Genomic DNA, 12,407 nt, shown 5'->3' on the forward strand with positions numbered 1-12,407 from the left:
GCGATACACGCGAACGGATTCGCACCCGACGAACCCGCCAGACGCACAGTGGACGTCGACGCGTTCTGTTCGTGATCTGCGTGCAGGATCAGGATACGGTCGAGGGCGCGCACGAGCACGTCGTTGACCTCGTACTCTTCGCACGGGTTCGAGAACATCATGCGCATGAAGTTCGCGCTGTACGACAGCTCGTTCTTCGGATACACGAACGGCTGGCCGATGCTGTACTTGTATGCCATCGCGACCAGCGTCGGCAGCTTGGCGATCATGCGAATCGCCGACACCTCTCGATGCTGCGGGTCGTTGATATCGAGCGAGTCGTGATAGAACGCCGACAGCGCGCCGACAGCAGCCGTGAGCACGGCCATCGGGTGCGCGTCGCGACGGAAGCCGCGGAAGAAGAAGTGCATCTGCTCGTGCACCATCGTGTGACGCGTGACCGTGTCCACGAATTCCTTGTTCTGCGCCGGGTTCGGCAGTTCGCCCTTCAGCAGCAGATAGCACGTTTCGAGGAAGTCGGCGTTCACGGCCAACTGCTCGATCGGGTAGCCGCGATACAGCAGCTCGCCCTTGTCGCCGTCGATGTAGGTGATCGCGGAATTGCACGACGCCGTCGACATGAAGCCCGGGTCATACGTGAACTTGCCGGTCTGACCGTACAACTTGCGGATGTCGATCACGTCCGGGCCCATGGTGCCCTTGTAGATCGGCATTTCGACGCTCGGCGAGTTGTCGCTGAACGATAGCGTGGCTTTGATGTTTGACTGATTCATGATGGGCGTTCCATGAGACTTGATGTCGTGAAAGACTTGATGATGAGCGCGCCCGCGTTCAAGCGCGAAATTCGGCCCGCGTAATGACGATCGGCCCTAAGGCCGAATCCCTTGCCCTTCTCGCCACGACTTCCTTGATCGCGGGCTGTCCGAACGCGAAGGCTTCGCGTCGGGACATGACCTGAGCGACGCCGGTCGCGGCGCTCAACGCATGCTCCGTCAGGACGCAGTTGACCGTGACGCCATCGACGATCGCGTCGAAGTAAATGAGGCTTTCGCCTACGTACACGCTGTCGACGTGTGGAAACAGAATATTCACTTCTACCTCTATGAAAATCGCAGCGCCGATGGCGCCGTGCGTTGTGCCCTCAAATAGCGAACCGCTCGCTCGACTTGCAGACGCTCGTCTTCTGAAACTGTTCGAGGAACCGCATGCTTCGCAATCCGCCCGCTTTCGATGAAGTCGAGTACGTGCATCCCGTGTCGGCTTTGAGCGGTTCCCGCTGTTTAACCGCGATACTTTCACGTGCGCGATCGAGGGATCGTTTCGCGATGTGAACAGCGTGCGCTGCGTATCACCCTGTAAGGCTAACCAACGGTTACGAGCCGAACACCTCTCGTCGCGGGAGGGATGAGGGAAAACGAGCGGTTTGCTGGAACGCAGTGCGTGCATCGGACGGGCCTGCGACGGCGCGTTGATCGTCCTGCCCGGAAGCCAGGCACAGCGATGCGTTCGCGAACTTCGGAGGTGTCCGGTGGAAAGTGCGGGTCCAGGCCTGCGGCCTGGCGGAAGGGAGCGGGGTTGCGTTTAGCGAGCCGTCGAGATGAACGGCTCGCTAAAGAATGCATCGATTGACGAGTCTATGCTCAGACGGAATAGTCGTACACGCCGCGACCGGATTTGCGACCGAGTCGTCCAGCCGCGACCAGCTCGCGCAGCAGATTGCACGCGCGATATTTCGGATCGCCGAAATCCTTCAGGAATACATCCATCACGGACAGGCAGACATCCAGCCCGATGAGATCGGCGAGCGCGAGCGGTCCGATCGGATGGTTCGCGCCGAGCTTCATCCCTTCGTCGATTTCCGCCGCGCTCGCCACGCCTTCATGCAGCACGAAGAACGCCTCGTTGATCATCGGCACGAGAATGCGATTCACGACGAAGCCCGGCGAATTGCGCACGCCGATCGGCGACTTGTCGAAGCGCTCGGTGAGCGCGCGCACGGCCGCCGCCGTTTCGTCGCTGGTTTGCAGGCCGCGAATGATCTCGACGAGCGGCATCATCGGCACAGGGTTGAAGAAGTGCATGCCGAGGAAGCGCGACGGTTCGGCCAGCTGCGCCGCGAGCGCAGTGATCGAGATGGACGACGTGTTCGTCGCGATGATCGCATCCGGCCGCGCGGCCGCCTCGATCTGCTTCAGGATGCGCCCTTTCAGTTCGACGTTCTCGGTCGCCGCTTCGATGACGACATCGGCCGAAGCCAGCCGCGCATAGTCGGTCGATGTTTCGATGCGCCCGAGCGCGGCCTCCTGCGTCGCCGCGTCGAGCTTGCCCTTCGACACCAGTCGCTCCAGGCTCGACTTGACCGCCGCGCGGCCCTTGCCGAGCGCGGCATCGGTGACGTCGATCATCACGACGCGAAGTCCTGCGACGGCGGCAGTCTGCGCGATGCCGCCGCCCATCGTGCCTGCTCCGATCACCCCAATCGATTCGATGTTCATGCGTGTCTCTCCGAGGATCACTGAAGGTTTTCGAAGATCGCCGCGATTCCCTGACCGCCGCCGATGCACATGGTGACGAGCGCGTACCGGCCACCGATGCGCTTCAGTTCGTAAAGCGCCTTGACGGTGATCAGCGCGCCGGTCGCACCGATCGGATGCCCGAGCGAAATGCCCGAACCGTTCGGATTCACCCTGGCCGGATCGAGCCCCAGCTCGTTCGTCACCGCGCAGGCCTGTGCGGCGAAGGCTTCATTGGCCTCGATCACATCGAGTTGCGCGACATCGAGACCGGCGCGCTCCAGCGCCTTGCGCGTCGCTGGCACCGGCCCGATGCCCATGTAGGCGGGATCGACACCCGCATGCGCGTAGGACACGAGCCGTGCCAGCGGCTTCGCGCCGCGTCGCTCGGCCACGCCGCGCTCCATCAGCAGCACGGCCGCCGCCGCGTCGTTGATGCCCGATGCGTTGCCGGCCGTCACCGTGCCGTTCTCCTTGGCGAATACCGGCTTCAGCGTCGAGAAATCGCTGGTGCTCGCGTCGTGGCGCACATGCTCGTCGGTATCGAAGACAGTTTCGCCCTTCTTCCCCCGCACGGTGATCGGCAGAATCTGGTCGCGAAAGCGTCCTTCCGCGATCGCCCGCGCCGCGCGTCTATGCGATTCGAGCGCGAGCGCGTCCTGCGCGTCGCGCGTGATGCCGTACTTGCGCGCGACGTTCTCAGCCGTCACGCCCATGTGAATCGTCTGGAACGGGTCGTGCAACGCGCCGAGCATCATGTCGACGAGCCGTCCGTCGCCCATGCGCTGCCCGAAACGCGCGCCCGGCAGCGCGTACAGCGCGCGGCTCATGGTCTCCGCGCCGCCGCCGATGGCGATGTCCGCGTCGCCCAGCATGATCGTCTGCGCGGCCGAGACGATTGCCTGCAGCCCCGAGCCGCACAGACGGTTCACGGTCAGCGCCGGCACGTGCTGTGCGACGCCGCCGTTGATCGCCGCGACGCGCGCGAGATACATGTCCTTCGGCTCCGTGTGGACGACATTGCCGAACACCACGTGACCGACGTCATCGCCCGTTACGTGACCGCGCTGAAGCGTTTCGCGCACGATCATCGCGCCCAGTTCGGTCGGAGAGAAATTCTTCAGGCTGCCACCGAAGTCGCCGATTGCAGTCCGCACGCCGCTCACCACCACTACTTCACGCATTGCTTCGCCCATCGAGTCGCTCCTCTTCGTCTGCGCGCCTGCGCAGTGCCGGTTACATGTTCGGATAGTTGGGTCCGCCGCCACCTTCCGGCGTCGCCCATACGATGTTCTGCGTCGGGTCCTTGATATCGCATGTCTTGCAGTGCACGCAGTTCTGCGCATTGATCTGCAGGCGGTCTTCCTCTGCATCGTCCTTGACGAATTCGTACACGCCCGCCGGACAGAAGCGCGCTTCCGGCCCCGCGTAGGTACGCAGATTGACGGCGACCGGCACGCTCGCGTCCCTGAGCGTCAGGTGCGCGGGCTGGTCCTCCGCGTGATTGGTGTTCGAGATGAACACGGACGAGAGCCGGTCGAAGCTCAGCTTGCCGTCGGGTTTCGGATACTCGATCGGCGTGCATTGCGCCGCGGGCCTGAGCGTTTCGTGATCCGCATGCCGGTGGTGCAGCGTCCACGGCACCTTTCCGCCCAGCAGCTTCTGCTCGATGCCGACCATCAGCGTGCCGAGATAGAGGCCCTTGGCCATCCATTGCTTGAAGTTGCGCGCCTTGTGCAGTTCTTCGTGCAGCCAGGAACGCCTGAACGATTCCGGATAAGCCGCGAGTTCGTCGGACTGACGCCCGGCCTGAACTGCGTCGAACGCGGCGTCGGCGGCGAGCATGCCGGTCTTGAGCGCCGCGTGAGAACCCTTGATGCGCGATGCGTTGAGAAAGCCCGCGTCGTCGCCAACGAGCGCGCCGCCCGGAAACACCAGCTTCGGCAACGACATCAGGCCGCCTGCCGCGATTGCGCGCGCGCCATACGACACGCGCTTGCCGCCTTCGAGGTACGTGCGAATAGCCGGATGCGTCTTGTAGCGCTGGAATTCCTCGAAGGGCGAGAGATACGGATTCGAATAGCCGAGGCCCACGACGAAGCCGACCATCACCTGGTTGTTGTCGAGGTGATAGAGGAACGAGCCGCCGTAAGTGTCGCTGTCGAGGGGCCAGCCGGCCGTGTGGATCACGAGACCGGGTTTGTGTTTCGCGGGATCGATCTCCCAGAGTTCCTTGATGCCGAGGCCGTACACCTGCGGATCGACGCCGTTGTGCAGACCGAAGCGTTCCGACAGTTGCCGCCCGAGATGTCCGCGCGCGCCTTCGCAGAACAGCGTGTACTTCGCGTGAAGCTCCATGCCGAGCTGGAAAGCGTCGGTGGGCTGGCCGTCACGGCCAACGCCCATGTTGCCCGTCGCGACGCCCCTGATCGAGCCGTCATCGTGATACAGCACTTCGGCCGCGGCAAAGCCCGCGAAGATCTCGACGCCCAATGCCTCGGCCTGCTGGCCCAGCCAGCGCGTCAGGTTCGCGAGGCTGATCACATAGTTGCCGTGATTCTTGAAGTTGCCGGGCAGCGCCCAGTTCGGCACGGCCCGCGCGTCCGATTCCGACAGGAACAGAAAGCGGTCCTCGGTCACGGCGACATCGAGCGGCGCGCCTTTGTCTTTCCAGTCGGGAATGAGTTCGTCGAGCGCGCGCGGATCCATGACTGCGCCCGACAGGATGTGCGCGCCGATCTCCGAGCCTTTCTCCAGCACGCAGACGCCAAGCTCGACGCCCTGCTCCGCCGCGCGCTGCTTCAGGCGAATCGCGGCGGACAGTCCGGCGGGGCCGCCGCCGACGATCACCACGTCGTAGTCCATCGATTCACGCGGACCATATTGCTCGATCAAGTTTTCAGGCGCGAGTGCGCCCGCCGCTTCCGACGTCATGCTGCCTCCATCGATCTCGAGTACGCGTACGCGTCAGAATTGCGCGTCGCTCAGTGCGAACAGCGGATCGTCGCCGCGCGCGGAAACGATGGCCGTCTCCAGGCCGCGCGCCTGCGTCAGCACGTATTCGGCAAAGCAGTGCGCGGTCGCGATCTTCGCGCCGTAGAACTGCTGGTCGTCCGCCCGCCTGCGTTGCGCGGCAAGCAGTGCGCGCGCCATCTGCCAGCCCGACAGCACGATGCCCGCGAGCTTCAGATACAGCACGCTGCCGCCGAACACCGCGCGCGGGTCGCGCCTGGTCGTTTCCAGCACATAGGCGACGACGTTCGCGAGCGCGTCGCGGCCATCGGCCAGACGCCGGCGCATCGCTTCGAAGACGCGCGCGGTATCGCCCGCATCGACCGCCTGCAGCGCAGCGAGCGTATCGTCGATCTCCTTCAGCAGCGCCTGCGCCGCCGCGCCGCCGTCGCGAAGCGTCTTGCGGCCGACGAGATCGTTGGCCTGGATCGCGGTGGTGCCTTCATAGATCGACAGAATGCGCGCATCGCGGTAGAACTGCGCCGCCCCGGTTTCCTCGATGAACCCCATCCCGCCGTGCACCTGCACGCCCAGACTGGTGACGTCGATCGCCATCTCGGTGCTCCAGCCTTTCACGACCGGCACGAGAAACTCATGAATCGCCAGATGTCGGGTGCGCGTTTCGGCATCGTCGTGATGATGGGCGATATCGGCGTGCGCGGCGGCGACGTAGGCCAGCGCACGCGCGCCTTCGGTCATCGCGCGCATCGTGCCGAGCATGCGGCGCACGTCCGGATGCCGGATGATCGCGACGGCTTGCGCGCCCGAACCATCGACGGGACGGCTCTGAATGCGTTCCTGCGCGTAGGCGGCCGCCTTCTGATAAGCCGCGTCGGACAGCGCGATGCCCTGCAGCCCCACGCCGAAGCGCGCGGCGTTCATCATGATGAACATGTATTCGAGGCCGCGGTTTTCCTCGCCCACGAGATAACCGGTCGCGCCGCCCTTGTCGCCGAACTGGAGCACGGCGGTCGGGCTCGCCTTGATGCCGAGCTTGTGTTCGATCGAGACGCACTGCACGTCGTTGCGCGCGCCGAGGCTGCCGTCGTCGTTCACGAGGAACTTGGGCACGACGAACAGCGAAATGCCTTTCACGCCCTCCGGCGCGTCCGGCGTGCGGGCCAGCACGAGATGGACGATGTTCTCCGCCATGTCGTGCTCACCCCAGGTAATGAAGATCTTTGTGCCGGAGATCTTGTAGGAACCGTCGTCCTGCCGTTCGGCGCGCGAGCGCACCAGCGACAGGTCGGAGCCCGCTTGCGGCTCAGTCAGGTTCATCGTGCCGGTCCAGGCGCCTTCGATCAGCTTCGGCAGATAGCGCGCCTTCAGTTCTTCCGAACCCGCGATCAGCAATGCCTCGATGGCGCCGTCGGTGAGCAGCGGGCACAGCGCGAACGACAGGTTGGACGCGTTGAGCATCTCGATGCACGGCGACGCGACCAGCTTCGCCAGCCCCTGTCCGCCGAACTCCGCCGGATGGCTGATGCCTTGCCAGCCGCCGGCCGTGAACTGCCGGTATGCGTCGCCGAAGCCGGGCGTCGCCGTCACCGTGCCGTCGCGCCATTCGCTCGGCCGCTGGTCGCCCGCTGCGTTCAACGGCGCGATGACTTCGGCGGCCAGCTTCGCGCCTTCGTCGAGGATGGCTTGCGCCGTGTCCGCATTCGAGTCCGCAAGACCCGGAAGCTGGCTGATGCTTGCAAGATCCGCCAGCTCATCCATCACGAACAGCATTTCTTTGACGGGAGGTGTGTAACTCATCGATGACTCCGAGCGCCCAGCGATCCGAGGAAATTCGCGCTGCAGCGGAAAATGTTGATATGTTGCGGTGCATGGTATCAACGTGGCTCGGTTTATTCGTTACCGGAATGCGCCCTTTCACTGACAAAACCTGCCAAAACGGATCGCCCCAGTGGTCCGGGATCTATCCGTCTTTTCTCTGTCTGTACGCCGTGGGCGTACTGCCGGTCCAGTGCCGGAACGCCCGATGGAACGCCGTCGGATTGTCGAACCCGACGTCGTAGGCAATCGCGGTGATGGCATCGCCGGAACGGGTGAGACGCTGGATCGCAATGTCCCGGCGCACCTCGTCCTTGATCGCCTGGAAGGTCGTTCCCTCCGCTTCGAGACGGCGGCACAGGGTTCGCGCCGAGTAGTTCAGTTCCTGCGCGACGGCATCGACAGTCGGCGTCGTCGGCAGGCCGCCGGCGATACATTGCCGCACCCGGTGACACACCATCTCTTCGGTGAAGGACACGAAGATCCAGTCTTCCGGCGCGCGCTGAAGGAAGGCGTCGAGATCCGATTTCCGCTGCCGGATGGGGCGGTCGAGATAGGCCGCATCGAAGGCGATGAACGTGCGATCGTGCCCGAAGCGCACCGGGCCCGGAAAGAGGTACAGCAGATCGCCCGACTGTGCGGGGCGCTGAAACTGGAACGCCGCTTCGACCAGCGGAATCTTCTCGCGTATGAGCCACGACGCCACGCCGTGCACGAGCTTGAGCATCAGCTCCCGCGCCAGCGCGCTCGCCTGCGGACCGCCCGGGTTCGCGGCGAACTCGACGGTCCCGTGCGGACCTTCGCGGCGCGAAACGAGCTGGAATTCATCGAGGATCAGATGAAAGAACTGACCGAAGCGATGCAGCGCGACTTCGAGCCGTGGCGCGTCGAGAAGACTGAGGCACAGGAACTTGAGCGTGCCATTGCGCAGCGGTCGCGCGAAGATGCCCGGCATTTCGTCGTCGAGCTCCATCGCGAGTAGCCGGTAGAGCGTTGAAAACTGCTCCTGCGTGACGCGTGCGGCCGGCATGCCGAGCAATTCATGCGGAATGCCCGAATGCTCCGCCAGGCGAATGACCGCGGCACGGTCGGCGCCCGAAAGAAAGCCATTTACGACGGAAATGGGTACGGTGGCAGAGAGGGGCCTCATATCAAGAACCGTGCGGGATGAAGAACTCGCGACCGATTTTGTCACAGCGGTCCCGTGATTCACATCCTCGCGAGAAGGCAGACTCACGCCTCGAACCAGGCATGGGTACAAGATGCAGATGTGATGCGCGGTCCCCAGATCCCGCGTCGGGCAGCGCCCGGCGGCGTGCTGGAGTGGACTAAGAAATGCATCAGGTATTCGAGCGCTTGAGCCGCATCGCGACTGAAAATCTTTCGGCCGGATGGATGCTGATGGAGACTTCGAAACTCTTCCCTGACGCGTCCAGATAACGCCGGACGATCTCGAGCGCCGCCGTTCCCTGCTCCACGCGCAGCCGCTTTGCCATTTCGTCGGAAACCAGCACTGCCTGGATGCCCTGCTGGATCTCCGCAATGCTGTGCCCGTAGCGCTCCTCGATCAAGTCGCTGATCAGCCTGTCCGGCTGCTCGCGTGCGATATCCGCCACGTCGGCATAGTCGGGCGCGATATATACGTCCGTCCATCCGACCGGCGTACGGGCGTTTCCGCCATCGATGCGCAGGCTCGAAATGCGCAGCCATCTCTCCCCTTCTGCACACTGCAGCGTCCTGGCGAGATCGCCGTCCGCGACGACCACCTCTGTCGACTGCACGAGCCGCAAGTGCTCGGCCCCGAACTGAGCCAAGTCGTCCACGGAGGCAAGCGTCGGCCGGAATTCATTCCGGGGGCGCGACGACTCGACACGCGTTCCCGCGTTTTTCCGGCGTGAAACCAGACCCAGTTGCTGGAGTTCGTGCAGCGCCGCGCGCACCGTATGGCGGCTCGTGCGGTAGTGATCCCGCAGCTCCAGTTCGGTGGGAAGCACGGTGCCGACGGGATAGCGCCCGGAAGCAATGGCTTCAGTGAGTTCACGCGCGATTTCCGCGAAATGGGGTCGAGTCATGGCTGTCTCAGGAAAGTCTTGTTTTGTTGCTACGGGTAAATCATAGCTTGCCTATCATGTCCGGACATATTATCTTGCATATGTCCGGACTTATTCGAAATTATTTTCGCTGGGTCCATCTCCTTCCAGTTCGAAATTCTCGAGGTCGCAATGACACATGTCCCCGTTCCGATGGCCAGCACCGTGATCGATTCCATCCTGTTCCGCGATGCCTTCGGAACCGCCAGGATGCGCGCGCTGTTTTCAGATCACGCGCTGATTCAACGCTATATCGACGTGGAAGTTGCGTTGGCGAAGGCCGAGGCGCGCGTGGGCGTGATTCCGCCCGATGCGGCCGAAGTGATCGCCCGTGAGTCGACGATCGAGCGCATCGATTTCGATCACATGCGCGAAGAAACCGATATCGTCGGGTATCCGATCCTGCCGCTGGTGCATCAACTGGTGGAGATGTGCGGGGACGCGGGCCGCTACGTCCATTGGGGTGCGACGACGCAGGACATCATGGACACGGCGGTCGCGCTGCAAGTGCGCGACGCACTCGATTCGATCGATGGCGACATCCGCGAATTGCGCGCGATTCTCGCGGATCTGGCGAAGAAGCATCGCGACACGCCGATGGCTGGCCGCACGCATTTGCAGCAGGCGCTGCCGGTCACTTTCGGCTACAAGGTCGCGATCTGGCTCGCAATGTTCGACCGTCATCAGGAACGCCTCGCGCAGATGCGCGAACGCGTGGCCGTCGTCGAATTCGCGGGCGCGGCGGGCACGCTCGCATCGCTCGGTGACAAGGGCTTCGAGGTGCAGAAGGCGCTCGCCGAGGAGCTGAAGCTCGGCGTGCCCGCAACGACATGGCACGTCGCACGCGACGGCTTCGCCGAGGCGGTGAACCTGCTCGCGCTGATTACGGGCTCGCTCGGCAAGATCGCGCTCGACATCATGATCATGGCGTCGACCGAATTCGCGGAGGTTTATGAGCCATTCGTGAAGGGCCGCGGCGCGAGCAGCACCATGCCGCAGAAGCGCAATCCCATTTCCAGCGAACTCATGCTCGCGGCGGCGAAGGCCGTGCGCCAGCATGCGGGACTGATGGTCGACGCGATGATTCAGGACTTCGAGCGCGCCACCGGCCCGTGGCATGCCGAGTGGGTTGCGATTCCCGAGAGTTTCGTCCTCACGGCGGGCGCGCTGCATCAGGCGAAGTTCGCGCTCGGCGGTCTCATCGTCGATGAAGCGCGCATGAAGCACAACCTCGGCATCAGCAAGGGTTTGATCGTCGCGGAAGCCGTGATGATGGGCATGGCGCCCTACACCGGACGTCAGCAGGCGCATGACATCGTGTACGACGCGTGCCGCACGGTGAACGAGCATGGCGGCACGCTCGCCGAAGCGCTCGCCGCGCTGCCCGAAGTCACGAAGCACTTCGACCGCGCGGCAATCGACCGTCTGACCGATCCCGCCAACTATCTCGGCCTCGCACCGCAGATGGTGGACCGGGCCGTCGCGCTGTCGAGCGAAATCTGAAGGCAAAGATCATGGAGGAGCACGCGATGCATAACGAACACGCATCAAGCGACAGCGCCACAGTCGCAGCGAAGAAGAAACTGCCGTGGTACCGCAAGCTCGGCATGCAGGTGCTGCTGGCGCTCGTCATCGGCATCCTGGTCGGGTTGTTGTTCCCGAAGTTCGGCGCGCAACTCAAGGTGCTCGGCGACATCTTTCTCGCACTCATCAAGGCCGGCGTCGCGCCGCTCGTGTTTCTCACGATCGTGCACGGCATTGCTTCGGCGGGCGACGTGAAGAGCGCGGGTCGCGTGGGCTGGCGCTCGATCGTCTACTTCGAAGTCGTCTCGACGATCGCGCTCGCGTTCGGACTGCTCGCGGGCAATCTGCTGCAAACGGGCAAGGCGATGACGTCCGTCACCGTCGGCGCCGTGCCCGCGGTCGCGGCCAAGGCCGCGCCGCAGGGCTTCACCGAATTCGTCATGCATATCGTGCCGGACAACTTCATCGGCGCGTTCGCGAAGGGCGAGTTGCTGCAAGTGGTCGTGCTCGCGGTAATGGTCGGCATCGGCATTCTCGCGATTCCGGAGCGCCGCCGCGTGCGCATCAACGAAGGACTCGATCTCATCTCCGAGGTGCTGTTCTCGTTCATCAATCTCGTGATGAAGCTCGCGCCGCTCGGCACGCTCGGTGCGATCGCCTTCTCGGTGGGAAGCAACGGCACGGCGGTGCTGATCGCGCTGGCGCAGCTCGTGCTGAGCTTCTATGCGGTGATCGTGCTGTTCATCGTCGTGGTCATGGGCGTGATCGCGAAGCTCGCGGGCTTCAGCCTGTGGCGCTTTCTGCGCTATATCAAGGACGAGATTTTCATCGTGCTCGGTACGGCTTCGTCCGAAAGCGCCCTGCCGGGTCTTCTGATCAAACTCGAACGGCTCGGCTGCGCGAAGCAAACCGTCGGTCTCGTGTTGCCGACCGGCTATGCGTTCAATCTCGACGGTACGTCCATCTTCATGTCGATGGGCGTGATGTTCATCGCTCATGCTTACGGCGTGCCCATCACGCTGGATCATCAGATCGGCATTCTGCTGCTGATGCTGCTGACCTCGAAGGGCGCGGCCACTGTGTCGGGAGGCTCGTTCGTCGTATTTGCAGCAACGGTCACTTCGACCGGCATCCTCCCCGTCGAAGGCCTTGCGTTGATCTTTGGCGTCTACCGTTTCATGTCGATGGCCATCGCCACATGCAATACGATCGGCAACAGCCTCGCAACGGTCGTGATCGCCAAGTGGTCGCGGACCTTCGATGCGACCATTGCGGAGCGACATCTTTATCCCGAGCGTTACCCTGAAACCGCCCGCGCTGACGAGAGCCTTGCCGACGGCAATTTGCTGCCCGAAGACATGAACGATGCAAATCCGCATCCTCACGGCATTCCACTCAACGGCGCCCGAAACTCGCCTTGATCCGATGTCACCTCGCCGCGGCGTGCCTGCATGTCCCGCCGCGCTCGACTCAATTACGAATCCGTGTCACG

General features: G+C 63.5%; 10 protein-coding genes. 2 read left to right on the forward strand and 8 right to left on the reverse strand.

Annotated elements, in window-relative coordinates; all coding sequences use genetic code 11:
* The 8 genes from AWB79_RS19550 to AWB79_RS19585 form a co-directional block, all read right to left on the reverse strand.
* The coding region (locus AWB79_RS19550; protein ID WP_332459666.1) for a citrate/2-methylcitrate synthase at positions 1-773 on the reverse strand (773 nt) is incomplete at its 3' end.
* Positions 774-831: 58 nt separating this feature from the next.
* Positions 832-1,446 (reverse strand): hypothetical protein, encoded by a 615-nt coding sequence (locus AWB79_RS40495; RefSeq protein WP_232470934.1) that lies wholly within the window; start codon positions 1,444-1,446, stop codon positions 832-834.
* 194 nt (positions 1,447-1,640) lie between these two features.
* Positions 1,641-2,495: a 3-hydroxybutyryl-CoA dehydrogenase gene (locus AWB79_RS19560; protein WP_061169097.1), complete on the reverse strand. Its 855-nt coding sequence runs from the start codon at positions 2,493-2,495 to the stop codon at positions 1,641-1,643.
* Between the two features lie 17 nt (positions 2,496-2,512).
* On the reverse strand, positions 2,513-3,709 hold the full coding sequence (gene bktB, locus AWB79_RS19565) for a beta-ketothiolase BktB (RefSeq protein ID WP_061169098.1): 1,197 nt from the start codon (positions 3,707-3,709) through the stop codon (positions 2,513-2,515).
* Between the two features lie 40 nt (positions 3,710-3,749).
* Complete coding sequence (locus tag AWB79_RS19570) at positions 3,750-5,447, reverse strand: electron transfer flavoprotein-ubiquinone oxidoreductase (protein WP_096031572.1); 1,698 nt, start codon at positions 5,445-5,447, stop codon at positions 3,750-3,752.
* 33 nt (positions 5,448-5,480) lie between these two features.
* Positions 5,481-7,283 (reverse strand): acyl-CoA dehydrogenase, encoded by a 1,803-nt coding sequence (locus AWB79_RS19575; protein WP_061169099.1) that lies wholly within the window; start codon positions 7,281-7,283, stop codon positions 5,481-5,483.
* Positions 7,284-7,446: 163 nt separating this feature from the next.
* Positions 7,447-8,451, reverse strand: coding sequence for an AraC family transcriptional regulator (locus AWB79_RS19580; protein ID WP_198399057.1), 1,005 nt, complete (start codon positions 8,449-8,451; stop codon positions 7,447-7,449).
* Positions 8,452-8,641: 190 nt separating this feature from the next.
* On the reverse strand, positions 8,642-9,373 hold the full coding sequence (locus AWB79_RS19585; RefSeq protein WP_061169100.1) for a GntR family transcriptional regulator: 732 nt from the start codon (positions 9,371-9,373) through the stop codon (positions 8,642-8,644).
* A gap of 150 nt (positions 9,374-9,523) precedes the next feature.
* Here AWB79_RS19585 and AWB79_RS19590 point away from each other — a divergent pair, with 150 nt between their 5' ends.
* Both AWB79_RS19590 and AWB79_RS19595 read left to right on the forward strand, forming a co-directional pair.
* A complete protein-coding gene (locus AWB79_RS19590) occupies positions 9,524-10,894 on the forward strand; it encodes a class-II fumarase/aspartase family protein (protein ID WP_061169101.1) in 1,371 nt (456 codons plus the stop codon).
* Between the two features lie 26 nt (positions 10,895-10,920).
* Positions 10,921-12,336 carry a cation:dicarboxylate symporter family transporter gene (locus tag AWB79_RS19595; RefSeq protein WP_061169239.1) on the forward strand — a complete coding sequence of 472 codons (1,416 nt, stop codon included), beginning with the start codon at positions 10,921-10,923 and terminating at the stop codon, positions 12,334-12,336.
* Positions 12,337-12,407 lie beyond the last annotated feature (71 nt).

This window comes from Caballeronia hypogeia, assembly GCF_001544875.2.
GTDB classification, from domain to species: Bacteria; Pseudomonadota; Gammaproteobacteria; order Burkholderiales; family Burkholderiaceae; genus Caballeronia; species Caballeronia hypogeia.

Coding starts and splice junctions, on each gene's coding strand:
- AWB79_RS40495 (WP_232470934.1), bottom strand. CDS start 1,446: ATGCACGCACTGCGTTCCAGCAAACCGCTCGTTTTCCCTCATCCCTCC.
- AWB79_RS19560 (WP_061169097.1), bottom strand. CDS start 2,495: ATGAACATCGAATCGATTGGGGTGATCGGAGCAGGCACGATGGGCGGC.
- bktB (WP_061169098.1), bottom strand. CDS start 3,709: ATGGGCGAAGCAATGCGTGAAGTAGTGGTGGTGAGCGGCGTGCGGACT.
- AWB79_RS19570 (WP_096031572.1), bottom strand. CDS start 5,447: ATGACGTCGGAAGCGGCGGGCGCACTCGCGCCTGAAAACTTGATCGAG.
- AWB79_RS19575 (WP_061169099.1), bottom strand. CDS start 7,283: ATGAGTTACACACCTCCCGTCAAAGAAATGCTGTTCGTGATGGATGAG.
- AWB79_RS19580 (WP_198399057.1), bottom strand. CDS start 8,451: ATGAGGCCCCTCTCTGCCACCGTACCCATTTCCGTCGTAAATGGCTTT.
- AWB79_RS19585 (WP_061169100.1), bottom strand. CDS start 9,373: ATGACTCGACCCCATTTCGCGGAAATCGCGCGTGAACTCACTGAAGCC.
- AWB79_RS19590 (WP_061169101.1), top strand. CDS start 9,524: ATGACACATGTCCCCGTTCCGATGGCCAGCACCGTGATCGATTCCATC.
- AWB79_RS19595 (WP_061169239.1), top strand. CDS start 10,921: ATGCATAACGAACACGCATCAAGCGACAGCGCCACAGTCGCAGCGAAG.